The organism is Corallococcus sp. CA047B (genome assembly GCF_003612065.1).
GTDB lineage: Bacteria > Myxococcota > Myxococcia > Myxococcales > Myxococcaceae > Corallococcus > Corallococcus praedator.
Genome location: NZ_RAWD01000133.1, coordinates 1 through 24213 on the forward strand (window position 1 = coordinate 1; position 24213 = coordinate 24213).

23 protein-coding genes are annotated in these 24213 nt (G+C 69.9%); 18 read left to right on the forward strand and 5 right to left on the reverse strand.

What is annotated here, in order from left to right; translation table 11 throughout:
- On the reverse strand, positions 1-1058 hold a 1058-nt coding region (locus D7X74_RS20870; RefSeq protein ID WP_120534744.1), incomplete at its 3' end, for a hypothetical protein.
- A 120-nt stretch (positions 1059-1178) separates the two neighbouring features.
- Here D7X74_RS20870 and ruvB point away from each other — a divergent pair.
- The 6 genes from ruvB (at position 1179) to D7X74_RS20900 (ending at position 8307) form a co-directional block, all read left to right on the forward strand.
- Positions 1179-2216, forward strand: a complete 1038-nt coding sequence (ruvB, locus tag D7X74_RS20875; protein WP_120534745.1) for a Holliday junction branch migration DNA helicase RuvB — start codon at positions 1179-1181, stop codon at positions 2214-2216.
- 27 nt (positions 2217-2243) lie between these two features.
- Positions 2244-3731 (forward strand): hypothetical protein, encoded by a 1488-nt coding sequence (locus D7X74_RS20880; RefSeq protein WP_120534746.1) that lies wholly within the window; start codon positions 2244-2246, stop codon positions 3729-3731.
- A gap of 447 nt (positions 3732-4178) precedes the next feature.
- On the forward strand, positions 4179-5123 hold the full coding sequence (gene lpxC / locus D7X74_RS20885; RefSeq protein ID WP_120534747.1) for a UDP-3-O-acyl-N-acetylglucosamine deacetylase: 945 nt from the start codon (positions 4179-4181) through the stop codon (positions 5121-5123).
- A 67-nt stretch (positions 5124-5190) separates the two neighbouring features.
- Positions 5191-6288 carry a thioredoxin domain-containing protein gene (locus D7X74_RS20890; RefSeq protein ID WP_120534748.1) on the forward strand — a complete coding sequence of 366 codons (1098 nt, stop codon included), beginning with the start codon at positions 5191-5193 and terminating at the stop codon, positions 6286-6288.
- Between the two features lie 24 nt (positions 6289-6312).
- Positions 6313-7551, forward strand: coding sequence for a DUF4388 domain-containing protein (locus D7X74_RS20895; RefSeq protein ID WP_120534749.1), 1239 nt, complete (start codon positions 6313-6315; stop codon positions 7549-7551).
- A 117-nt stretch (positions 7552-7668) separates the two neighbouring features.
- Positions 7669-8307 (forward strand): hypothetical protein, encoded by a 639-nt coding sequence (locus tag D7X74_RS20900; RefSeq protein ID WP_120534765.1) that lies wholly within the window; start codon positions 7669-7671, stop codon positions 8305-8307.
- Here D7X74_RS20900 and D7X74_RS20905 read toward each other — a convergent pair.
- Positions 8304-9899: a leucyl aminopeptidase gene (locus D7X74_RS20905; RefSeq protein ID WP_120534750.1), complete on the reverse strand. Its 1596-nt coding sequence runs from the start codon at positions 9897-9899 to the stop codon at positions 8304-8306. The genes D7X74_RS20900 and D7X74_RS20905 overlap by 4 nt on opposite strands.
- A gap of 143 nt (positions 9900-10042) precedes the next feature.
- Between D7X74_RS20905 and D7X74_RS20910 the strand changes: the two genes are divergently transcribed.
- From D7X74_RS20910 to D7X74_RS20920, 3 genes are all read left to right on the forward strand, one after another.
- A complete protein-coding gene (locus D7X74_RS20910) occupies positions 10043-10936 on the forward strand; it encodes a zinc dependent phospholipase C family protein (protein WP_120534751.1) in 894 nt (297 codons plus the stop codon).
- 127 nt (positions 10937-11063) lie between these two features.
- Positions 11064-11846, forward strand: a complete 783-nt coding sequence (locus tag D7X74_RS20915; RefSeq protein ID WP_120534752.1) for a sulfite exporter TauE/SafE family protein — start codon at positions 11064-11066, stop codon at positions 11844-11846.
- Complete coding sequence (locus tag D7X74_RS20920) at positions 11843-12346, forward strand: DUF1634 domain-containing protein (protein ID WP_233595301.1); 504 nt, start codon at positions 11843-11845, stop codon at positions 12344-12346. Before D7X74_RS20915 ends, D7X74_RS20920 begins: the two co-directional genes overlap by 4 nt.
- A gap of 30 nt (positions 12347-12376) precedes the next feature.
- On the opposite strand, the gene D7X74_RS20925 is transcribed toward D7X74_RS20920, so the two are convergent.
- The 3 genes from D7X74_RS20925 to fabF all read right to left on the reverse strand — a co-directional run bounded on the left by D7X74_RS20925 (position 12377) and on the right by fabF (position 16426).
- Complete coding sequence (locus D7X74_RS20925) at positions 12377-13249, reverse strand: tetratricopeptide repeat protein (RefSeq protein WP_120534753.1); 873 nt, start codon at positions 13247-13249, stop codon at positions 12377-12379.
- Position 13250: 1 nt separating this feature from the next.
- On the reverse strand, positions 13251-14861 hold the full coding sequence (locus D7X74_RS20930; RefSeq protein WP_120534754.1) for a short-chain fatty acyl-CoA regulator family protein: 1611 nt from the start codon (positions 14859-14861) through the stop codon (positions 13251-13253).
- Positions 14862-15175: 314 nt separating this feature from the next.
- Positions 15176-16426, reverse strand: a complete 1251-nt coding sequence (gene fabF, locus D7X74_RS20935) for a beta-ketoacyl-ACP synthase II (RefSeq protein ID WP_120534755.1) — start codon at positions 16424-16426, stop codon at positions 15176-15178.
- A 151-nt stretch (positions 16427-16577) separates the two neighbouring features.
- On the opposite strand from fabF, the gene D7X74_RS20940 reads away from it, so the two are divergent.
- The 9 genes from D7X74_RS20940 to D7X74_RS20980 all read left to right on the forward strand — a co-directional run bounded on the left by D7X74_RS20940 (position 16578) and on the right by D7X74_RS20980 (position 23904).
- Positions 16578-17102, forward strand: a complete 525-nt coding sequence (locus D7X74_RS20940) for a PaaI family thioesterase (RefSeq protein ID WP_120534756.1) — start codon at positions 16578-16580, stop codon at positions 17100-17102.
- Between the two features lie 9 nt (positions 17103-17111).
- The gene (locus D7X74_RS20945; protein WP_120534757.1) at positions 17112-17807 is read left to right on the forward strand and encodes a TetR/AcrR family transcriptional regulator; all 696 of its coding nucleotides are present in this window, start codon (positions 17112-17114) and stop codon (positions 17805-17807) included.
- Between the two features lie 142 nt (positions 17808-17949).
- Complete coding sequence (locus D7X74_RS20950; RefSeq protein WP_233602183.1) at positions 17950-19380, forward strand: hypothetical protein; 1431 nt, start codon at positions 17950-17952, stop codon at positions 19378-19380.
- A gap of 94 nt (positions 19381-19474) precedes the next feature.
- Entirely contained in the window at positions 19475-20107 is a 633-nt protein-coding gene (locus D7X74_RS20955; protein ID WP_120534759.1) for a YceI family protein, read from the forward strand.
- Between the two features lie 48 nt (positions 20108-20155).
- Entirely contained in the window at positions 20156-20410 is a 255-nt protein-coding gene (locus D7X74_RS20960; protein WP_120534760.1) for a hypothetical protein, read from the forward strand.
- A 111-nt stretch (positions 20411-20521) separates the two neighbouring features.
- Positions 20522-21367 carry a DUF692 domain-containing protein gene (locus tag D7X74_RS20965; protein ID WP_120534761.1) on the forward strand — a complete coding sequence of 282 codons (846 nt, stop codon included), beginning with the start codon at positions 20522-20524 and terminating at the stop codon, positions 21365-21367.
- Positions 21364-22092: a DUF2063 domain-containing protein gene (locus tag D7X74_RS20970; protein WP_120534762.1), complete on the forward strand. Its 729-nt coding sequence runs from the start codon at positions 21364-21366 to the stop codon at positions 22090-22092. The genes D7X74_RS20965 and D7X74_RS20970 overlap by 4 nt, the downstream gene beginning before the upstream one ends.
- A 125-nt stretch (positions 22093-22217) precedes the next feature.
- The gene (gene serC / locus D7X74_RS20975) at positions 22218-23306 is read left to right on the forward strand and encodes a 3-phosphoserine/phosphohydroxythreonine transaminase (protein ID WP_120534763.1); all 1089 of its coding nucleotides are present in this window, start codon (positions 22218-22220) and stop codon (positions 23304-23306) included.
- A gap of 40 nt (positions 23307-23346) precedes the next feature.
- Positions 23347-23904, forward strand: a complete 558-nt coding sequence (locus D7X74_RS20980; RefSeq protein ID WP_120534764.1) for a chalcone isomerase family protein — start codon at positions 23347-23349, stop codon at positions 23902-23904.
- Positions 23905-24213 lie beyond the last annotated feature (309 nt).

Consider the following 24213-nt stretch of genomic DNA (forward strand, 5'->3'; position numbering starts at 1 on the left):
GGGTGCAGCTCGCCCGTGTTCGGGGCGGGCAGCACCACGGTGGGGCCCAGGCCCGGGGCCAGCAGGTGGGAGGTGAGCAGCGACGAGGGGTGGAAGTTCACGAACGCCCCGTCCGCGGCGGAGGGGCCCGCGAAGAGCTTCTCCACCACCATGGACGCGTACTGCTCCAGCGAGTCCTCGCGCGTGTTGCCGTTGAGCACCACCTCCCAGCCCATCTGCTCCGCGAAGCGGCGCACGCCCGCGATGCGCGACAGCAGGGGCGTGTAGCTCTCCGTGCTCACGCCGTTCTCGCTCACCACGAACACCTCGTTCGCGGTGGCCACCGCCAGGGACGTGTTGCCCTGCGTGTGCCCGGGCGTGCTCAGGAGCGCCGCGCCCTGGCCCAGCCACGTGTCGCCGTCCAGCAGCACCACGCGGTCCTCTGGAATCTCCGCGCCGCCGGGCACGAACCACACGCACTGCATGGGGTGCAGGTGCTTCACCATGGTCCACTCGCTGCGCTGCACCAGCAGCTTCGCGCGCGGGAAGACGGCCGGGGCGCCCGCGCCGCCCAGCCAGCCGCGCAGGTCCTGGATGTGCAGGTGGTCGAAGGCCAGGTAGTCCACGTCCGACGGCGTCAGCCCCAGCGACTCCAGGTGGCCTTGCACCGTGCCGTGGCGGGTGGTCATCACCTTGTCGGAGAGGAACGCGCCGTAGCGCTCGCGCAGCGCGCGGTAGAAGGGCGCCGCGTAGCCCCGCTCGTAGTCGGTGGGGTTGAACAGCAGCGTCCGGCGCTGGCCCGTGCCCCCTTCCGCGAACTGCACCACCTGCATGCGGTTGGTCATCATCACGTAGGGCGCCGGGGACAGCGCCGCCCCGCTGAAGGCGAACAGCGTGGGGTAGGGGAAGGTGACGAGGTCGCACGTCGCCACCGCCGCCACCGGGCCCTCGCGGACGAAGGCCTCGCGGGCGTCCAATGCGGCGCGGCGCAGCTTCTGCAGTCGCTGTCCAGGAGAGCGCTCGGTGTGTGCCTCCGGAAGGAACGGCAGGGGACGGAACGGTGAGGGGGTGAGGCTCATGGACGCGACTCCCTTGGGGCAGGGGGGGCCTACCCCCTGGCTGGCCGGTCGGCGTGCCGTCCGAATCTGGCGGCGCCAGAAGGGGAGCGACACGTGGCCCCTTCGCTGTATAGGGTCGGAATGGTGATGGCGAGGAAGTCCGATGACACCCTCTCGGGAGATGTTCAGCCGGAAGACATCCGGCTGGAAGCCTCCCTGCGCCCTCGCTCCTTTGACGAGTATGTAGGCCAGGGCGCCGTCGTGGAGAAGCTCAAGGTCTACGTGGCCGCGTCGAAGGTCCGGGGCGACGCGCTGGACCACTGCCTCTTCTCCGGGCCGCCGGGCCTGGGCAAGACGTCGCTCGCGCACCTCATCGCCAACGAGCTGGGCGTGGGCATCCACGTCACCAGCGGCCCCGCCATGGAGCGCAAGGGGGACCTGGCGGGTCTGCTCACCAACCTCAACGAGCGGGACATCCTCTTCATCGATGAGATCCACCGCCTCAACGCCGCCGTGGAGGAATACCTCTACCCGGCGATGGAGGACTTCCGGCTGGACATCACCATCGACACCGGGCCCGCCGCCCGCGCGATGAAGATTGATCTGCCGCCCTTCACGCTGGTGGGGGCCACCACGCGCACGGGCCTGCTCACGTCCCCCCTGCGCGACCGCTTCCAGATTCAAGAGCGCCTGGAGTACTACGAGCCCAAGTACCTGGAGCAGATCCTCGACCGCTCCGCGCGCATCCTCGGCGTGCCGTTGGACCGGGCCGCCAGCCGTGAAATCTCCATCCGCTCGCGCGGCACGCCCCGCATCGCGAACCGGCTCCTGCGCCGGCTGCGCGACTTCGCCCAGGTGGAGGGCAACGGCCGCATCACCTACGAACTGGCGCACGACTCGCTGACCCGGCTGGGCGTGGACGCCAGCGGCCTGGACGCGATGGACCGCAAGATCCTGCTGACCATCGTGGAGAAGTTCGGCGGTGGCCCGGTGGGCGTGGAGACCATCGCCGCGAGCGTGGGCGAGCAGCGCGACACCATCGAGGACGTCTACGAGCCCTTCCTGATGCAGGAGGGCTTCCTCATGCGCACGCCCCGGGGCCGCACCGCCACGCTGCGCACCTACCAGTACTTCAAGAAGACGCCGCCCCCCAGCTCTCCCCAGGGCACGCTCTTCTAGCCCCTACGCCTCCGCGAGCCCGCCGCCATGAGCCAAGCCTCCGCGCCCTCCGTGCCCACGGTCCTCTCCAGTCCCCGCGACTTCTACGGCGACCTGATGCGCGCCTCGCAGGCCACGCGCGCGGGCTTCCTCGCCGAACGCGAGCGCTGGCTGCGCGGCGTGCCCGTGGAGGGCCGCGAGGAGCTGCTCTTCGAGTTCGAGATGTGGCTGCGCGCCGTGGAGCGCTACCTGAACCTCCACAACGCGGTGGTGGATGCCCGCGCCCGGCCGCTCGTCACGCGCGACTTCCACGAGGAGCTGGCGGACGTGCGCGACGCCATGGAGCGCGCCGTGCGCGTCGCGCGCCACCTGCAGGACCCGGACAGCGACCCGAAGATGGTCTTCCGCAAGTACGTGGAGACCCAGCTCGCGGATGACCGCGTGCGCCGGCTCTTGATTGAAGAGGAGCTGGATCAGGAGACCCCGCCGGAGAGCCTCTTCGTCGTGCGCGAGGCGTTCGACGCGCTCAAGAACCTGCTCGACAACCTGCTCCAGCTGCCGCTCATCGGCCTGTCGCTCTTCCAGGACGTGGGCAAGCTGACGCTGCGGGAGATCGTCCTCAACCGCTACTTCCGCCCCTTCCGCCCGCTGGAGTTCCGCGTCGAGTACGACCGGCTGCGCTCCGTGCGCCTGCTGGACATCCTGGGCGCGCTGCCCGCGGACACGCGGCCCCTCTACACCACCGCGTTCCTGGGCCTGTTCCGCGTGCTGCACTACCTGACGCACGTGGATCCGGAGACGCAGCCGCCCGTGCCGCGCCGCGTGCGCGTGCTCCTGTCGCTGGTGCGCGGAGAGGCCGCCGCCGTCGCCAGCTACCTGCACACCGAGCTGTCCCCCAAGGCCGGCTCCAAGCCCCTCCAGGCCGCCACGCTGCGCGCCGCGCGAGACCTGGCCCGGGAGACGGACCGCATCGCCCGCGAGGTGATGGTGGACCTGGACCGCGACCCCGCCGCCGCCCTGCGCGCCGCGGAGGCCTTCACCACGCTGTTCCGCCAGCAGATCGTCGCGCTCGTGGACGCGCTCGCGCCCAACGGCTCATTGGGGGAGGAGGCCTTCGCCCACCTCACCAGCCCCCAGGACGCCGCGCTGCGCCTGCGCAAGGACCTGTGGGTCTACGCCCAGCTGTGCCGCGCCGCGGAAGGCCACCTGCGCTCCGAGGACGTGCCCGCCGCCGAGCGCGTGCTGGCCGCCCTCAAGTCGTTCCTCGACTACTTCCACGACGGCGGCTACCAGCTGCTGCGCTACGCGGACTACGACGCCTTCGACCGCTTCTCCTCGCTGCTCGTCGAACTGCCCTGGCCCCCCGAAGGCCCCGGCATCCGCAGCCGCCTCGCGGAAGACCTCCGGCGGTTTTCACAAACGCTGGAAACCACCTTCCACGCCGTGAGCCGCCGCTCGCTCCTCCAGGGGCGTGGCTTCGACCGGCCCGACGCGGAAGCCCTGCGCGACCGCTTCCTCCCGCCCGCGACGCGCTGACCCACCCGCAGAGCCCTTTTCCAGTCAAGCCCCGGACTCCCGGAGAGGCCCGTGCATGCGTTTGCTTCCGGGCACTGGCCTGCGGTAGAGACGCGCCCATGTCGCTTGGGCGACACACACTCCGGGTTGGCGCGTGGCGCGCCGGGAAAAGCCGGGGTCCGAAGGGTGAATTCCGGACATGGCTGTCACGGTGCAGGGGGATGTGTCGTGTTTCCCAAGAGGGTGGTGGGGGCCCTGGGTCCTGACGTCCTCCGTCCGGAGGCCCGCGTCGCCAGCAGTTCCGGGGGGTTGGCCCACCCCGCGCGCGCCTTCCGGGAAGCGCTTGTGTCACGGGCTGGTGGCATGTTGATTGCTCCTGTGTGCAGTGCGTCAGACCCCGTTGAACGGTCGGACGGGCCCGTACCCTGCGTGCGTCAGTACGAAGCAGTTCTTAGAGGCGACACCGACATGCTCCAGTTCACCGACTCCCAGCGCACCCTCTCCCAGCCGGCCATCTGCCGGGGCGTGGGCCTCCACTCCGGGGCGCCCGTGACGTTGACGATGAAGCCCGCGCCCGCGGGGCACGGCATCGTGTTCGTGCGCACGGACCTGCCGCGCCCGGTGAGCATCCCCGCGCTGGCGGAGTACGTGGTGGACACGTCGCTGGCCACCACGCTGGGCCGCGACGGCGTGCGCGTGGGCACGGTGGAGCACCTGATGTCGGCCCTGGCGGGCATGGGCATCGACAACGTGCGTCTGGAATTGGACGGACCCGAAGTCCCCATCATGGACGGCAGCGCCGCGCCCTTCACGCACGCCATCATGGAGGCGGGGGCGCATGAGCTGGACGCGCCGCGCGAGTACCTGGTCATCAAGAAGAGCGTGGCGGTGTCGGACGGCGACAAGCAGGCGTCCATCACCCCCGCCCGGCGCTTCCGCATCAGCTGCACCATCGACTTCGAGCACCCCGTCATCCAGGGCCAGTCCTTCGACGTGGACGTGAACGACCGGGGCTTCTCGCGCGAAATCTCCCGCGCGCGCACCTTCGGCTTCCTGCGCGACGTGGAGAAGCTCAAGACGCTGGGCCTGGCGCGCGGCGGCTCGCTGGAGAACGCCGTGGTGGTGGACGAGGCGTCCATCCTCAACCCGGACGGCCTGCGCTTCCCGGACGAGTTCGTGCGCCACAAGATCCTGGACGCCATCGGCGACGTGTCGCTGTTCGGCCGTCCCGTCATCGGTCACATGACGGCGTTCAAGACGGGCCACGCGCTCAACCACAAGCTGGTGCGCAAGGTGCTGGCGGACCCGTCCAGCTTCGACATCGTCACCGCGCGCCGCCGGGATGTGGAAGGGCGCGAGCCGGGTCGTGGAAGCCTCGCGGGCGCGTTGGAGCTGGAGCCGCTGGTCGCCTGAAGTGGCCTGAAGTGAGGGTTTGGCAATTCCTTGCCAGCCCAGGGCTCCTCTATTAAGTCGGCGACTTATGTCCATGCGTCCTACTCGCCTCGCCCTGGCCGCCCTCCTCGCGGCATCCCTCACCGCCGGCTGCAACAAGGAGAAGGCGCCGGCCACCACCCAGGCGCCCGCCGCCCAGGCCCAGGCTGGCAATGCCTCGGAGCCGGCGCCGGACACGGTGGTCGCCACCTTCGGCAACGGTCAGAAGGTCACCTTCGGTGAGCTCAACGAGCGCATCAAGGAGCCGCTGGCGAACCTGGACAAGCAGAAGTACCAGCTGCGCAAGCGCGGCCTGGAAGGTCTGGTCACCGAGCGTCTGGTGAAGGAAGAGGCCACCAAGCGCAGCCTGACCGAGGACCAGCTGCTCAAGGCGGAGATCGACGACAAGATCCCCGCGCCTCCGGAAGAGAAGATCAAGGAGGTCTTCGAGGGCGCCAAGGGCCAGCTGCCCCCCGGCGCGACCTACGAGCAGATGAAGCCGCAGATCGTGGACTTCCTGTCCGGCCAGCAGAAGCAGGAGGCCGCGCAGAAGTTCTTCGAGTCCCTGCGCCAGGGCGCCAACGTGAAGTACGAGCTGCCCGAGCCCGCGCGCGGCCCCGTGGAGCGCAAGCAGGTCGCGGCCACCGGTCCGTCCAAGGGCCCGGAGAACGCGCCGGTCACCATCGTGGAGTTCAGCGACTTCGAGTGCCCGTTCTGCAGCCGCGCCATCGCGTCGGTGGACCAGGTGACGAAGACCTACGGCGACAAGGTGCGCCTGGTGTTCCGCCAGTTCCCCCTGGAGTTCCACAAGCAGGCGCAGAAGGCCGCGGAGGCCTCGCTGTGCGCCAACGACCAGGGCAAGTTCTGGGAGATGCACGACGCGCTCTTCGCGAACCAGAAGGCGCTGGGCGTGGAGGATTTGAAGAAGACCGCGGCCGGGCTGAAGCTGGACACCGCGAAGTTCAACACCTGCCTCGACTCCGGTGAGAAGGCCGCGCAGGTGAAGGCGGACCAGGCGGACGGCTCCAAGGTGGGCGTCAACGGCACGCCGGCGTTCTTCATCAACGGCATCATGCTGTCGGGCGCGCAGCCCTTCGAAGAGTTCAAGAGCATCATCGACGCGGAGCTGTCCGGCGCGAAGAAGTAGCCTGTAACCCCCGGGAGGGATGCGGTGGCGCCCAGACCCAAGGCCACGCCCCGCGTGAGCGGTGAGGCGGCTTCGCTCGAACTGGAGCGGCCGCTCGCCGCCGTCGTCTCTCCCAGCCGGCCCCTCGTGGCGCACTTCCACGCGCCCGAGGGACTGGTGCTCCTCCCGGAGTCCCATGGCGCGTCCGGCTTCTTCGCCGGCAGCCTGGGGTCGCTCTCGGTCGAGGAGGTGTTCGCTCAAATCCTCTCGGGCATCCGCACCGGCCAGCTCATCGTGCAGCACGGCCCCGTGCGCCGCGCGGTGATGTTCCGCGACGGCCAGGTGGTGTTCGCCACCTCCAGCGAGAAGTGGGAGCGCCTGGGCGCGGTGATGGTGCGGCTGGGCCTGCTCACGGACGTGCAGCTCGCTGCGGCGCTGGGGCAGGTGACGCCCGCGCGCCGCATCGGCCAGGTGCTCACGTCGCAGGGGATCGTGTCGGAAGCCAGCCTCTACAGCGCGATGACCTTCGTCGTGCGCGAGGTGGTGCTCAACCTCTTCGAGATGCAGGAGGGCAGCTTCCTCTTCCTGGAGGCGCGGGCCCCGGCGGTGGACGCGGTGAAGCTGCCGGAGCGCACGAGGGACCTGGTCCTCACCGGCATCAAGCGCGCGGAGGAGACGGGCCGGTTGCGCCGCCGCTTCCCGGACGACATGCGCGTGGGCCCCGGCCCCCAGGGCGCGCTGCCCGGCGAGGAGGCCCTGTTCGCCAAGCTGGGCGGGGGCACGACGCTGGGCACGCTGCGCGCCGCGTACGCGGGCAGCCAGTACGCCTTCTACAGCGGGGTGGAGGAGGCGGTGCGGGGGGGCCACCTGGCCTTGCAGGCCGCGGAGCCCGTGCCGTCACCGGGCCCGGCGGTGGAGGGCATGGCCTGGGAGCTGCTGTCCGCGGAGGAGCGCTACAACCTCCTGTTGTCGCTGGTGCACCGCGCGCTGCGCGAGGCGGGCCGGGACGTGGACCTGCTGCGCGGCTTCGTGGAGGCGCCGCCCCCGGGCCTGGAGAACGCGTACCAGGGCGTCACGGTGGGGCCGGACGGGCGCGTGGACGTCGTGAGGCTGCGCGCCAACGTGTCCACCAGCGGCGGCGAGGCGGTGGGCCGGGCGATGGCGCTGGAGGCGCTGGACGCCTTCGTGTCCTACGCGCTGTTCTCCGCGCGCAACGCGCTGCCTCCGGACGTGGCGGAGCGGCTGGCGAACACGTACCGCACCCTGCAGGGCGGACTGTCCTAGCGTCGTCCGCCGGACTTTCCTGAGTCGGACACCCACCCTGATGTCCCCCTGGTCAGCCTGGGACCGGGTGCCCACGTTCGTCCCCACGGCGCTGGTGGCAGGCGGGGGATGAGCGACATGGGCGTGATGCGGACGTTGGGGTGGGGAGTGCTGCTGTTGAGCACGGCATGTGGCGCGTCCCGGACGGCGGTGACGAAGGCGGAGCCCGCGGGCACGGGAGGCTCCGGGGTGGAGGACGCGAGCGTTGCGTCCACCACGCGACGTTACGTGGACGAGGACCTGGGCTTTGAAATCGTGCGGCCCACGGCGGAGTGGCAGTTGGATGAGACGAACGAGCGCACCCCGGAGGGGCTCGCCATTCCGGTCATCCTGCGCCACCGCGTGTCGGGGGCCCAGGTGGTGCTCCAGGTGGCGCCCGGCGTGGCCACGCCCACCCAGTTCGCCGAGCGGCTGACGCAGGGCCTGCGCCAGCAGCCGGGCTTCACCACCACGGACCCGCAGCCCATCGCGCTGTCGGACAACGCGGTGGGGTTCGACTTCCAGGTGGGCGAAGGCGTGCGCGGCAAGGTGGCCGTGCGCGAGGGCAACAGCGGCCGCGTGCTGATGATGCTGGCCACCTGGCCCACGGAGGTGTCGGAGGACGTGACCGTCAGCGTGGATGAGCTGATGGCCGGCGTCCGTCCGCTCCCCGAGCCGAGCGTGGCCGTGCGCGCGACGCCTCGCGCGCCCGAACCCGAACCGGGCGACCCGCGTTAGCGGGCCGTCTTCGCCTTCGCGCGCTTCGCGGCCTTCACGGGCTCCGCCTTGGGCTCCGGCTGGGTCGCGACGTCCGCGGCCCGCCGGCGCACCAGCTCCACCAGGGTGCGCGCGCCGGAGCCGGTGGCGCCCTTGTTCAGGTAGCCGCGCTCCTTGGGGCTGTTGGACGGGCCGGCGATGTCCAGGTGCACCCACGGGATGTCCCCGACGAACTCCTTGAGGAAGAGCGCCGCGTTGATGGCGCCGCCCCAGCGCTCGCCGGAGTTCTTCATGTCCGCCACGTCGGAGCGCAGCGCGTCCTTCTGCATGTCGCTGATGGGCAGGCGCCACATCTCCTCGCCCGCGGACTTCGCGGCGTCCAGCACGCTGTTCACCGTGGCGTCGTCGTCGCCGAACGCGCCCACGATGTAGTTGCCCAGCGCCACCATGCACGCGCCCGTCAGCGTCGCCAGGTCGATGATGGCGGACGGCTCGTGCTCGCCAGCCCAGGTGAGCATGTCGCCCAGCACCAGGCGGCCTTCCGCGTCCGTGTTGGTGATCTCCACCGTCTTGCCGGAGCGCGCGGTGAGGATGTCACCGGGCTTGTACGCCGTGCCCGACGGCATGTTCTCGCACGCGCCAATGAAGGCGTGCACGGGGAAGGGCGGCTTCACCACGCCACCGATGACCTTCATGGCGGCCAGCACCGCGGCCGAACCCGCCATGTCCGTCTTCATCTCCACCATGCCCTCGGTGGGCTTGAGCGACAGGCCGCCGGAGTCGAAGGTGATGGCCTTGCCCACCAGCGCCAGCGGGGCGCGCTTCGCGTCCTTCGCGTTCTTCGGCGTGTAGACCAGGTGGATGAGCCGGGGCTCCTGCGCGCTGCCCACGGTGACGCCCAGGAACATGCCCATGTTCAGGCGCTCAATCTCCTTGCGCCCGCCAATCTCCGCCTGGAGTCCCGCTTCCTTCGCGGCCTGCTGCGCCGCCTGCGCGAGGCGCACGGGCGTCACCACGTTGGGGGGCTCGTTCACCAGGTCGCGCGCCCAGTTGACGGCCTCCGCCACCTTCAGGCCCAGGTTCAGCGCGTCGTCCAGCGCGCGCGACTTCTCACTGCCCGGGGGCAGCGCCAGCGTGGCGCTCTTCAGCTTGGGCGACCCCTTGTCCTCGCGCGCGGCGGACTTGTACTTGTCGAAGCGGTAGACGCCCAGCTCCAGGCCCTCCACCACCGCGCGCACGACGTCCTCCGCGCGGTCCGTGGCGGGCACGCGGAAGGCGATGCTGGTGACCTTCAGCCGCTGCGCCGTCTTGGCCGCGCGGCCCGCGGCCAGCCGCAGCACCTCCGGCTGGAAGCGCGCGCGGTTGCCCAGGCCCAGCAGCAGGACGCGCTCGTTGCCCAGCCGCCCCAGCGTGTGCAGCAGGAAGGACTGGTCCACCTTCGCCTTGAACCCCTCCTGGGTGGCGGCGGCGCGCAGCTTGCCGTCCAGCGCCGAGTCGGCGGTGGCCAGCGGCGCCGGGGCGGCGTCACCCACCAGCTCGCCCTCGAAGAGGGGGATGACGAGCAGCTCACCGCTCACCGGCGCGGCGTCACCGGAGACGAGACTGAATTGCATGGCGACTTGGACTCCTGGACTTAAAGGGAAGAAAGGGTGATCCGAAGGGCGTGACTGTAGACGCGTGACGTGTTGGTCGCAAAGCGCTGGTTGCCACTCGGGCATTGCATTGCCCCGGCGCGCTGGATAGCTGTGCGGACCCCATGCCCACCCTGCTGCTCCATCTGACGGCCATCGAACGGTTGGCCGCACACCCGGACGGGCTCCCCACGGACTGGGTGCGTGCGCTGTCCGAGGACCTGCCGTATGCGCGCTTTGGCGCCGCGCTGCCGGACCTGCCCCTGTGCGGGGGCGTGCGCGGGGGCCTGTCCCTGATGCTGCCGGAGGCCGGCTGGCCTCCCTTCGCGCGGCTGTACCACGAGCGCGCGCCGGTGGGCCTGGGCTTGAAGATGGCGGAGCTCGTCGCCACCGGGGCCCTGGTGGGCACCGAGGCGGGGCTGGCCATCCTCACCGGCTACTTCACGCACCTGGCCCTGGACCGGCGCCTGCATCCGCTGGTGGACGCGCTGGTGCTGCGCCACCGCCGCAAGGGCGAACGGGCCTGGGACGCGCGCCGGCAGGTGGAGTGGGCCCAGACGCTGTTCTTCCTGCGCGAACAGGACGGCACGGACGGCGTGGGCACCTCCCGCCTGCGCGAGAAGTTCCAGGTGGGCAAGAGCGCGGGGCTGCCGCTGCGCGGCATCGGCCGGGGCATCTATGAACTGGTGCGGCTGGCGTCCCAGGAGCGCGTGGGACAGGCCCCCACCAAGGCGGAGGTGGATGGCTGGGTGCGCGGCCTCTATGTCTCCGGCCTCTTCCTGTCCAGCCCGCTGGGGCGGGTGCGGGCGCTGCCGGCGTACACGCAGCTGTCGTTCCAGGAGCTGTATCGCAATGATCAATTCGACTTCGCGGCGGAGGTGGATGCCGCGCTGGACGTGACGCGCGGGTTGATCAAACGACTTCACGGCTACATGGCGCGCGGCACCTACACCCCGCGCACCCGCGCGCGCTTCTTCGAGGAGTTTCCCGAAGGCACGCTGGGTGCCACCGCCGCGTAGTGAACGCGGATCCACGGCGCGCGTCTGACGCCGTGTCCGCGTGCAGGGCATCCGGCCAATCAAGCCAGGTGCCCTGGGGGGTATGGCGCTATCCGGACCGGGGAGTGCCCCCTATTCTCGATAGGGAATGACGGTCTTGCTTCTCATGGCGTCGGGCCTTCTGGCGGGCGGGTTGGGGTCGCTGCTGGGCATTGGTGGCGGCATCGTCCTGGTGCCCGTGCTGGTGTTGGGTTTCGGAATCCCGCTGGAGCAGGCCGTCCCCGCGAGCCTGATGTGCGTGGTGGCCAACTCCTGCGCCGCCGCCGCCAGCTACGTTGAGAACAAACTGAGCGACCTGCGGCTGGGCCTCACGCTGGAGCTGGCCACGGTGATGGGCGCCATCGTCGGCGGACTCGTCGCGGCCTTTGTCGCGGAGGCGATGGTGGCGGTGGTGTTCGGCCTCTTCACCCTCTTCGTGTCGCTGCAGATGCTGCTTCTGCGCACACCGCTGCAGGAGCCGGTGTCGACGGCCAGCTATGTGCCCACGAACTATCCGCTGGGCATCTCCGGCTCGTTCGTCGCGGGCGGCCTTTCGGCGCTGCTGGGCGTGGGCGGCGGGCCGCTGAAGGTGCCGCTGATGAGCTACGGCATGCGCGTGCCCTTCAAGGTGGCCAGCGCCACCAGCAACCTGATGGTGGGCGTCACCGGGGCCGCGAGCGTCGCGGCCTACGCGTGGCGCGGCCACCTGAACCTGGGCCTCGTGGCGCCGCTGGTGGTGGGCGTGCTGGCCGGCGCGTCGGTGGGCAGCCGACTGATGCCGAAGGTTCCCACCGCCGTTTTGAAGAAGCTCTTCGCGGCGGTACTGCTTCTGGTGGCCGGACAGATGTTGTGGAAGGGAGGGGAGGGGTTGTGGCCGAGCATATGGAAATGAGTGAGGCGAATCCCGCGGCACACGGAGTGCTCTCATCGGTGGGCAGGCCTGGGGCAGGCCCGCCGCCGCGCAACACGCAGGCGACGGCCGTGGCCCTGCCCGCGCCGCTGCCCGAGCAGCTCGAAGAACAGCTCGAAGTCCAGCTCCAGCAGGAGCCCATCACCCACCCGGACGCCCAACCTCGGGCGCAGCGGTGGGCGCGTCGTGCCATGGCCGGTGAGCGGTGGATCGCGCGCGTGCTGCGCACCGGTGCGGTGATGAGTGGAGGGATGTTCGTGGCGTCGCTCGCGCTGGAGCTGCTGCCCCGCGGCGAGTCCGTGCACGTGGCCATCGACCTGTTGCGCAAGGGCGCTGCGTCCATGCTGCTGGTGACGCCGGTGGCGCGACTGGCGATGGCCGGCACGCTGCTGGGCCTGCGCGGCGAGTGGCGCTACACCGCCATCGCCGCGGGGGTGCTGTGCCTGCTGGCGTTGGCGGTGGGCGCGGGCTTCCAGGCCTGAGGCACGCGAAGAAGACCGCGCGCGGTGTGGCTACACGCCGCGCGCGGTGAAGTGCGCAAGGACGTTCTTCACCTTGGCCACGTCGTCGCGAAGGCCCTGCTCCTCGTACAGCGGAATCACCGCCTCGAACTGCTCGCGGGCCGCGGCGAAGTCCTGCAGGTAGTAGCAGGACAGCCCCAGGTCCCAGCGGGCGCGGGCCTCGTAGACGTGGTCGTGCAGCTCCGCGTACGCCTCCACGGCGCGCAGCAGGTGGGGCCGCGCGTTGTCGTGGTGGCCCAGCAGGCCCTCGGACTCGCCCAGCAGCAGGTGGCCCAGCGCCAGCGCGTCCGGATCCTCGCCCTGCTCCAGGAGCGGCACGGCCTCCAGGAACCGCTTGCGCGCGGGCTCGTACTCCGCCTTCGCCATGCGCAAGTCGCCAATGTCCAGGAGCAGCCGCGCCATGCGCTCCGTGTTGCGCGTCTGGCGGAAGAGGATGAGCGCCTCTTGATACTTCTCCTCGGCGGCGTCGGACTCGCCCAGGGCGCGCAGGGACTCACCGATGCAGGCGCGGGTGAGCGCCTCGCCGTCGCGGTCGCGGGCCTCGTTGAAGAGCAGGGCGGCCACGGCCATGTGCTCGATGGCGCCCCGGTGATCCTCGAAGTAGGCCTTCACCACGCCCAGCCCGAAGAGGGCCTGCGCCTGCCCGGGCTTGTTGCCCGCCGTCTTGAAGAAGCCCAGGGCCTCCTCGTAGTGCTCGCGGCTGGCGGCGTGCTCTTCCAGCATCCCGTGCAGCTCCGCGAGCGACACCAGGCCCTGGCCCACTTCGGACGGGGAGCCGGTGATGCGCAGGGAGGCGAGCGCGTTCTGCTGCTTCTGGATGGCTTCGGTGATGTGGGCGCGTTCGGCGGTGTCGGGCGGATGCATGTCAGTTCTCGTGACCCTTGCGGCGGCGGGCGCCCCTGTCCAACGAATCGTGCTTCTCGCTCCCGTCAGCGTCGTTATCCAGCGGGTCGTGATTGCCGTTGCGCTCGCCCTTCTCCTTCTCGTGGACGAGCAGCGGGGAGAAGAAGCAGTCCTTCTTCGTGTACTCGTCGAAGGCGAAGGCGAAGCGGTAGCTGGCGGCCGCGCGCTGGTTGCAGTCGGTGCGCTCGCAGAAGCGGCAGGAGATGCCGCTGGGGATGGCGTCCTTGCGCAGGTCGTTGGTGGGCAGGCCGTACGCCAGGTACTTGGCGTTCTCCGCGTGCGTCCCCAGGCCGATGGAGTACGCGGTGCCCTTCACGATGGAGCCCTCGATGGGCTGCAGCTGCACCTTGGCGAAGCAGAAGTACGTCGTCCCATCCGGCATGATGGAGTACTGCCGCGTAATCTGGGACGGGTTGAGGAACGCCAGGTGCACCGCCCACTTCGCGCAGCTGCCGCCGCCCGACGCGAAGCGGATGCCGGTGCCGCTGTAGCGCTTGGAGATGTTGCCGGCGATGTCCGCGCGCAGGAAGTGGAAGGGCAGGCCCTGGCGCTTGGGGTCAGACAGGTTGCAGATGCGGTGGGCCACCGTCTCGTACGTGGTGCCGAACACGTTGGAGAGCAGCTCCACGTCGTAGCGCGTGCGCTGCACCTCCTTGAAGAACTCGCTGTAGGGCAGCATCAGCGCGCCGGCGAAGTAGTTCGCCAGGTTGACCTTGATGAGCCGCTCCGTCTCCCCGTGCCGCATGCGCCCGGCGCCCAGGATGCGCTCCACCAGCTTCTCGCGGTCCATCACCATCAGGCCGATGGAGGCGGCGATCTGGAACTTCAGGGGCTGTTCGGTGAGGTCCGGCGACAGCGTGAGCGTGCGCGCGTCCAGGTCCAACCGGCGCACCACGGACGAGCCGCTGGTGGCGCGCTCGATGCGCACCCGGTAGTCGAAGCGCTCCTCCAGCATGCGGGTGAGCTGGCTGCTCGTGATCTGCTGCTCCAGGCCGAAGTCGCGGCGCAGCCCCTCGGCCTGCTCCTCCAGCTCCGGGAAGTAGTTGCGGTGCTTCTCCAGGAAGTCGCTGACCTCGTCGAAGGGCGAGTAGTCGAAGCGCACGCCCGGCGTGTTGCCCAGGCCGTTGCCGGACGGCGAACCCTGCGTGCGGGTGCGCTCCTCCACGTTGAGCTGCGCGAGCACGTTCTCCAACTGCGTGCGCGTGTTCTTGTAGAGGTTGAAGAGCGCGGCGACGGTGCCCGCGAGCTTCGGTTCGGCGGACAGCGACTGGAGCGACTCCGAGTCGATGTCCAGGCTCTTGAGCAGCGGTTCGTCCAGGAGCTTCGCCAGGGCCTCGTCCACGCGGCCCTCGCCCAGCGTGGACATGAACTGCTCGGGGTCCTGTTCGAAGTAGCGCAGCGCCTTCCAGAGCAGCGGGAAGGGCATCACGCGCTTGCCCTTTTCGATGAGGTTCAGGTACGCGGGGGACACGCCCAGGTCCTTGGCCGCGTCCGCCTGCTTGATGTTGCGCTGCAACCGCAGGCCTCGAAGCTTCAGCCCCACGTTCGCGTTCAGAGCGTTGTCGTTGTTCATGGCTCCAGCCACCGGCGGGCCGCGTCAAAGGACGTGTCCGGCACCGGGTCTCTGGATCCACTCTGCAAATCGATTTACCGATTTGCAATAAACGTTTCCGATCCATCGGAGCGCTGTCCCGCAGGCGACGCGCGGAGGGTTGACTGCCTCCCTCCTGGCCGGGGGTGGAGATAACCCCATGGAATTACGGCGCTTTCAGGCGTCGTGGGGGCGCGGAACGTTCGCCGGTGCCGCACGTTGTCAACCGTTTACCAACGCGGTGCGGCGGAACTGGGGAAAAGTCAGTAAACCGGCGGGCGCTCTTTTACAAAGGGTTACGGGGCGTCCGGCGCGCGGCGGAAGACGAGGGCCACGTTGGTGCCTCCGAAGCCGAAGGAGTTGCTCATCACGGCGTCCACGCGCTTCTCGCGGGCGACGTTGGGGATGCAGTCCAGGGGGATGCGCGGGTCCTGGTGCTCCAGGTTGATGGTGGGCGGCAGCACGCCCCGGGTGAGGGCCAGGATGCTGATGACGGCCTCGGCGGCGCCGGCCGCGCCGTTCATGTGCCCCGTCATGGACTTGGTGGAGGAGATGGCCAGTTGGGAGGCCGCGTCGCCGAACACGCGCGCGATGCCCTGCATCTCCAGCAGGTCGCCAATCTCCGTGGAGGTGCCGTGCGCGTTGAGGTAGCCGATGTCGCCCGGTGACAGGCGCGAGTCCTTCAGGGCCGCCTTCATGGCGCGCTGGGCGCCCTCGTGTTCAGGGGCGGGGGCGGTGACGTGGTGGGCGTCGGAGCTGGCGCCATAGCCCACCAGCTCCGCGAGGATGCGGGCGCCTCTCGCGCGGGCGGATTCGTACTCCTCCAGGATGAGGATGCCCGCGCCCTCCGCGAGCACGAAGCCGTCGCGGTCCTTGTCGAACGGGCGGCTGGCGGCCTGGGGGGCGTCGTTGCGCGTGGACAGGGCCTTCATCGCGGCGAAGCCCCCGATGCCCAGCAGGGAGATGGGGGCCTCCGCGCCGCCCGCCACCGCCGCGTCGAACTCACCGCGCTGGATGCCGCGCATCGCTTCGCCAATGGCGTGGGCGCTGGTGGAGCACGCGGAGTTGGTGGACCAGGACGGGCCCTTGATGCCGTGGCGCATGGTGACGTAGCCGGGCGCCAGGTTGATGATCATCTGGAGGATGAAGAACGGGCTGATGCGGTCCGGCCCCTTCTCCAGGGCCTTCTTGTACGTCTCCTCCATGCTGGCGATGCCGCCGATGCCGGAGCCGATGATGGCCGCCACGCGCTCCGCGTTCTCCGGCGTGATCTTGAGGCCCGAGTCCGCGAGCGCCATGTCCGCCGCCGCCACCGCGAACTGCGCGAAGCGGTCCATGCGCCGCACCTCGCGCCGTTCGATGTAGTCCTCCGGGTTGAAGTCCTTCACCTCGCCGGCGAACCGGCAGGCGAGCTGGCTGGCGTCGAACAGGGTGATGGGCCCCACGCCGCTGCGGCCATTGATCAGCCCCTCCCAGCTCTTCTCCACCCCGGTGCCACACGGGCTGATGAGCCCCATTCCCGTCACCACGACGCGCCGCTGCTCCATGGAATGCTCCTTGACCCCAGTCGCTCAACGGGATGGTATTACGGTCATCCTTCCATGACTTCAAGTCCGAGATACCTGGATGAAAGCCATGAGCAGGCGTCCAGGCGGCGGATGGAATGATGGTGGTCATTCAACCGGTGAGGAGCCTTCGATGAGCGAGCAGGCCGTGAACCCGCGGACGCGGACGGTGACGTGGAGGGACCCCCGGGAGGGCGCTTCGGCGGCGAAGAAGATGTCGGGGCTGGAGTACCTGCGCGCCATCCAGGAGGGTGAACTGCCGGGGCCTCCCATCGCGGAGCTGATGGGCTTCTCGCCCGTGGAGGTGGAGGAGGGCAGGGTGGTGTTCGCGGTGCAGCCGGGCGAGCACCACTACAACCCCATCGGCATGGTGCACGGGGGATTGGCGGCCACGCTGATGGACTCCGCGATGGGGTGCGCCATCCACACGCTGCTGCCGGTGGGCGTGGGGTACACGACGCTGGAGCTGCACGTGAACTACGTGAAGGGCGTGGCGCACGACTCCGGGCAGCTGTTCTGCAAGGGAGAGGTCATCCACCTGGGGGGCAGGGTGGCGACGGCGCAGGGGCGGCTGGTGGACGCACAGGGCAACCTCTACGCGCACGGCACCACGACGTGCATGATCTTCCGCCCGCCGGGTTCGGGCGCGAAGGAGTAGGAGCGGACGATGCGCTACACCGCCGAGCACAAGCAGGCCACGCACGCGCGCATCCTGGCGGCGGCGGAGAAGCTGTTCCGCGCGGAGGGCTTCAGCGGGGCGAGCGTGGAGCGCGTGATGCGCGCCGCAGGGCTGACGGTGGGCGGCTTCTACGCCCACTTCACGTCCAAGGAGGCGCTGCTCGCGGAGTCGCTGCGGGCGTTCATGCAGGAGCGGCAGATGCGCTGGCTCGCGGGGATGGAGGGGTTGCGGGGGCCGGCGTTCCTGGACCATTTCGCGCGCCGCTACCTGAGCCTCTACAACCGGGACACGGGACAGACGAGCTGCATGATGCCGTCGCTCCTGTCGGACCTGACGCGCGCGCCGCCGGAGGTGCAGGCCTCGTTCAGCCAGGGTCTGGAGGAGCTGGTGCGCGCGGCGCAGGGCCAGCTTCCGGCGCGGGAGGGCGCGACGCCCCGGCAGCAGATGCTCGCGACGGTGGCGCTGTGCTTCGGCGCGATGACGCTCGCCAGGGCCACCGGCTCGCAGGCGGTGTCGGCGGAGATCCTCGACGCGGCCCGGGCGCTGCTGCTCGCCGGGGCTCCGGTGCGGGAGGCAGGGGAGGGGAGCGGGCCTGTGGCGCGGGATGCGGACCGGAGTTCGAAGCGCGCGGATGCACCCGTTCCTCCGTCACGGCCCGCGCGGAAGAAGTCGGCCCGGGGCTGACCGCGCAGTCCTCGTGCTGCCGTCAGTGAGCGCGCCCGCCGCCAGACGCTCGTCCTCCCGCGTCGACACAATGGGCTGGACGACATGGGGCACGTCGTGGGGTCCTCTCCTCCGAAGCGGACACAACGGGAGGCGGTGCCGCGTGGATGCCTTGAAAGCGATGGTGCCTCGGGCGGTGCTCCTCTTCCTCGCGCTCACCCTGGGCGCGTGCGCCGCCACGCGTCCCGCGCTGCCCCGAAGGGATCCGGCGGCGCTGCGCTACTACGTCACGTACACGCGCGAGCCCCAGCGGGGACTGGGGGTGGAGATCGTCCTCCTGCCCTCATCCCCGCGCGACTTCCTCTTCCGACAGCCGGAGCGCGTGGACACCGTCTGGGCCGTGCGCAAGGACGGCTCCTCCCGCGCCCTGCGCCTGCACGGCGGCGAGCTGCATGTCCCTTCCGGAACGCGCTTCCTGCGCTACTTCTATCCGCTGGAGTCCCCCTCGCGCGGCGGTGAGCGCTCCTTCTTCTCCGGCGTCGGGGAGAAGGACGCATGGCACGTGGCCGGTCGCGCGTACCTCTTGCGCCCCCGTGTGGTGACGCCCGACCTGCGCGTGGATTTCATGGTGTCCAGGACGGACGCGCTCCTGCCCTGGCTCCCGGACGACGCAGGCCTCTACCGCCTGCGCGGCGAGGACCTGGTGGACTCGGGCTTCCATGGCTTCGGGGGCCGGCGGTGCGAGGCGAACGTCGGTGACGCCGTGCTGGAGGTCGCGCTGCTGGGCCGCTTCCCATCCCTGTCGGACGCGGAGGTCTGCGACTGGCTCGCCCAGGCCGCGCGCGAGGTGAACACCGTGCGCAGGACGTTCCCGCATCCGCGCATCACCGTGCGCGTCGTGCCCGTGCCCGGCGCGGAAGAGCCCGCCCTCTTCGGCATGGTCCAGTGGAGCTCTCCGCCCAGCATCTCCATCCTCGTGGGCCAGGACACCACCGCGGAGGCCCTGAGACGCGACTGGATCGCCGTTCACGAGATGCTCCACCTGACGCACCCCACGCTGATGCCGCGCGTGGCGTGGCTCACCGAGGGGCTCGCCACCTACTACACGGAGGTCGCCCGCGCCCGCTCCGGCCGACAGACGCCGCGGCAGGCGTGGCAGGAGCTGACGGATGGCTTCGCGCGCGGTCAGTCCGCCGCGGGCTCGCGCACCATGGCGGAGGTCGTCGCGCGCGAAGGCGACTGGCGGGGCGTCTACTGGACCGGCGCCTTCTTCGCGCTGCGGCTGGACCTGGAGCTGCGCCGCGTGACGCACAACCGCGCCCGGCTGGAGGACGTGTTGGAGCTGCTGGCCACACAAGGCCCCACGTCCTCGCTCGCGGGCTTTGGCGCCGCCGTGGACACCGTCGCCGGTGAACCCCTCTTCGACGCGCTGCTCTCCCACCAGCTTTCAGTTCCGGCTTTCTCCGACCTGGGAACTTTGTTAGACCGCCTCGGCGTCCGGATTGACCCGGGGGGCGTCAAGCTCCAGGCTGCCCCGGACAGTGGCTTGCGTGAAGCGGTGGACGGTGGGCGGTCCTCGGATGACGCGGGGTGAACACCTGAAAAGGGGCGGCGCTGTAACCGGCCGCGCGGGTGTCGCGTAACGCATGCATCCGCGAGGTCCGCGGCTTCCGTAGATGAGGTCCGCCATGTTCCGCAGCGCACTCATGCTCGCCTCCGTGCTGTCGCTGTCCGCGTCCGCCGCCGAGCCAGCCCCCACTTCCGCCGCCGCGAAGAGCTTCGTCTTCAACGACCCGAACGGTCGCGACACGGTCATGTTCGTGTTGGACGCGCCGCTGGAGGTCATCAACGGCCTGTCCAACCAGGTGAAGGGCCGCGTGGAGGTAAAGGATTCAAAGGCCAGTGGCCGTTTCCAGGTCCCGGTGAAGTCCATCAAGACGGGCAATGAGACGCGCGACGGCCACCTGCAGAACGATCGCTGGCTGGACGCGGCGAAGTTCCCGGACATCGTCTTCGAGTTCAAGGACGTGGCCCTGCCCGCGCCGCTCGCCAACGCGAAGCCGGTGACGGTGAAGGCGAAGGGCACCTTCAGCATCCACGGCGTGACGCACGAGGAGCCGGTGGAGGTCACCGCCACGTACCTGCAGGAGACGGCGGAGACGAAGCACCGCGCGGCCGGAGAGCTGCTGCGCGTGCGCGCGAAGTTCCAGATTCCCGTGGAGGCCTACGGCATCCAGCGCACCGAAGCGCTGCTGCTGAAGGTGGGCGAGAAGGCGGACGTCACCGTCGACGCCTGGGGCTCCACGCAGTTCAAGCCGTAAGTGTTTTTCACCGTAGTCACACCCCCGCGGTACGAAAGGAAGCAACACATGAACGTCAAGGCTCTTGCAGCGGTTGTCGGCACCCTCTCCCTCGGCGCGCTGGCCACCGGCTGTGCCTCCACGAAGGGCGCGGAGGGCACGCAGGCCGCTTCGTCCGAGAAGGCCGCCGAGGCCAACTGCAGCGCGAAGCCGGCCGAGGCGAAGGGCGCCGAGGGCAGCTGCAGCGCCGCGGCCCCCGCCGCCACGCCGGAGAAGGGCGCCGAGGGCAGCTGCGGCGCGGGTTCCTGCAGCCACAAGAAGTAGTCATCGCCAGCGGAGGGCCCGGAAGCCGGGTCCCTCCCTTGCTCGCGGGCGGTGGGAAGACTCCTTCCTGCCGCCCGTGTTGTTTTTCCCCGTGCCCAGGAGGCTTCGCGCATGTCCCCCCGCTACTCACACCGCCATGGGTTGAAGCCGCTGGGGGCGGGCATCGGACTGCGCCGCGACTTCTACGACGCGCTGCCGCGCACGACCCGGAAGCTGGACTGGGTGGAGATCATCCCGGAGAACTTCCTGTCCCTGGGGGGGCGCTCCCAGCGCGCCCTGGACGCGTGCCGCGAGCGCTGGACGCTCCTGCCGCACGGCGTGGGGTTGAACATCGGCGGGCCGGATGCGCTGGACGACGACTACGTCACCCGGCTGGCCGCGCTGGTGAAGCGCCTGGACGCGCCGTTCTTCTCCGACCACCTGTGCTACTCGCGCCTGGGCGGGGTGCACCTGCATGACCTCTTGCCGATGCCCTTCACGGAGGAAGCGGTGGAGCACGTGGTGCCGCGCGTGCGCGAGGTGATGGCGCGCGTGGAGCGCCCCTTCCTGCTGGAGAACCCCAGCTACTACGCGGCCATGCCGGGCGGCACGCTCCAGGAGGCGGACTTCCTGCGCCAGGTGGTGGAGGCCGCGGACTGCGGGCTGCTGCTGGACGTGAACAACGTCTGGGTCAACGCGACGAACCACGGCTACGACCCGCGCGCCTTCGTGGACGCGCTGCCCCTGGAGCGCGTGGTGCAGGTGCACCTGGCCGGGCATGACGTGGGGGAGAAGGTCCTCATCGACACGCACGGCGACCGCGTCTGCGACGACGTGTGGGCGCTGTACCGCTACACGCTGGAGCGCACCGGCCCCGTGTCCACGCTCATCGAATGGGATCAGGCCATCCCGTCGCTGGACGCCGTGCTGGACGAGGCCGACCTGGCGCGGGGCGTGCTGGCGGAGGCGTCGCGATGAAGCCCGGGCTGAAGCACTTCTTCGACAGCATGGACGCGTACCTTTCGGGCCCGCCCGGCGCGGAGGGCCTGTCGAAGCTGTCCGCGTCGCACCCGGGCTGGGACGTCGCCCCTGAGCGGATGGCGCTCTACGGCCAGTTCGTGCGCGGCCACGTGCGCTCCACGCTGGAGAAGCTCTTCCCGTTCACGCGCAAGGCGGTGACGGCCGCCGCGTGGGATGCGCTGGTGGACGGCTACACGCGCACCCGGCCCGCCCGGCACTACGAACTCAACCGGCTGGGCGAGGGCTTCGCCCCCTTCGTCGCGGACGCCACGCAGGCGCAGGGGCTGCCTCCGTTCCTGCCCGCGCTGGCGCGCTTCGAGTGGACGGACTTCGCGGTGTTCGCCTCCGAGGAAGCCCTTCCTGAAAGCGTGGAGCGCCTGACGCCCAACCCCACGCTGGCGGTGCTGGAGCAGCCCTACCGGCTCTGCGCCTTCGTGCGCGCCCAGGACGGCGCCGTCCAGCCTGCCGCCGGTGATGAGCTGGCGCTCCTGTGGCGCCACCCGGAAGCGCTGGTGACCTACTACATGGCCGCCACGCCGCCCGCGCTGCTGGTGCTGAAGATGGCCGTGGAGGGCCTGTCCGAGGAGGCCGTTGCCCAGGCCACCGGCATGGCCGCCGGGGACGTCCACGCGGAGGTGGTGCGCTTCGCGAAGGACGGGCTGGTCCTGCGACCGGTGGGGTAGGGCGGCCCGGCGGGGGACGTTGCCCTCCAACAGGAGGCAGCCGGGCATGACGCTTCGCGCTGGCCTCCGGGGCCCGGTCGGGGGGAAGAATGGGGGGACGTCGTTTCCCACCGTGAGGTCCCGCCATGCGCGTCATCAATTTCAACGCCGGTCCCGCCGGTCTGCCCCTGCCGGCCCTCGAGCAGGCCCGGGATGAGCTGCTCGACTTCCACGGCACCGGCATGTCCGTCATGGAGCACAGCCACCGGGGCAAGGACTACGAGGGCGTCCACGACGAGGCCGTCGCGCTGCTCACGCAGCTGCTGGGCATCCCGGACACGCACCAGGTGCTGTTCCTCACCGGCGGCGCGTCCCAGCAGTTCGCCCAGGTGCCGATGAACTTCCTCACCCCGGGCGCCTCCGCCGACTACCTGATGACGGGCGTCTGGAGCGAGAAGGCCCTGGACGAGGCGAAGTACTACGGCTCGCCGCGCATCGCGGCCACCACCGTGCAGGCGGACAAGCGCTACCAGCGCGTCCCGAAGCAGTCCGAGCTGCAGCTCGACCCCCAGGCCGCCTACGTCCACCTGACGAGCAACAACACCATCTTCGGCTCGCAGTGGCACACCTTCCCGGACGTGGGCCGCGTGCCGTTGGTGGCGGACATGAGCTCCGACTTCCTGTGGAAGCCCACCGACGTGAGCCGCTTCGCGCTCATCTACGCGGGCGCGCAGAAGAACCTGGGGCCCTCCGGCGTCACGCTGATAATCGCGGCGAAGGACTTCATCGCGAAGGGACGCAAGGACATCCCCAAGTACTTCCGCTACAGCACCCACGCGGAGAACAACTCGCTCTACAACACGCCCCCCACGCTGGCCATCTACCTGGTGCGCAACGTGCTCCAGTGGGTGAAGGGGCTGGGCGGCCTGCCCGCACTGGAGAAGCGCAACCGCGAGAAGGCGGACGACCTCTACGGCGCCATCGACCGGAATCCGGGGTTCTACCGTGCCCCCGTGGAGCGCGAGTCCCGTTCAGTGATGAACGTCGTGTTCCACCTGCCCACGGAGGAGCTGGATGCGGCCTTCATCGCCCAGGCGAAGCAGTCCGGCATGGTGGGCCTCAAGGGCCACCGCACCGCTGGAGGCATCCGCGTGTCGCAATACAACGCGGTTTCGCCGCAGGACGTCAAAACGCTGACGTCCTTCATGGATCACTTCGTGAAGATGCACGGGTAGGCTGCCGTCGACATTGCGCAGGACAACCTGGAGGCATTCCATGAAGAAGACGCTGACCGCCGTGCTGCTGTCGCTGACCCTCGCCGCGCCCGTGATGGCCAAGGAGATCGCCGGGGTGAAGTATCCCGACACCGCGACGGTGGACGGCAAGGAGCTCAAGCTCAACGGCGTCGGCCTGCGCAAGAAGGCCATCTTCAAGGTCTACACCGTGGGCCTGTACCTGGAGACGCCGTCGAAGGACGCCGCCGCCGTCCTCAACGCGGATGAGATCAAGCGCGTGCGCATGTTCATGAAGCGCGACCTGAAGAAGGAGCAGATCACCGAGGCCATCGAGAACGGCTTCAAGAAGAACGCCGGCGCGAACCTGCCCAAGCTCCAGGCCCGCCTGGACACCTTCAAGGCCGCCATCCCCGCGGAGATCAAGGAAGGCGAGGAGCTGATCCTCACCTACGTGCCGGGCAAGGGCACCACCGTGCAAACGAAGGAGAAGTCCATCGACGTGGAGGGCAAGGACTTCGCGGACGCGCTCTTCTCCGTGTGGCTGGGCAAGGACCCGGTGGATGACGGCCTCCGCGACGGGATGCTCGGCAAGGACTGACCTTCCCGCTCCGCCCGGAGTCCCTGGCGCCCCGCGAGGCCCCTTCCCCACGGAAGGGCGGCTCGCGGGGCGTCGTCGTTTCCGGCTGTCGGATTGCTTCAAATGGTGGACAGCGCGGGGCGTCATGGCCGTTCGCGTGCAGATGCCGCTGGAATGCCCTGGCAGGTCGGGCGTTGATGCGCGCCGATAGAACCCCACCCCTCGTTCGCGTTGGAGAACGTTGTGAAGCGTCTGGCCCTGTTCGCTGCCTCCTGTGTCCTTGGCGCCGCCTGCAAGACGGCGGAGCCCACCCCCGAGCCGCCCCGGGCC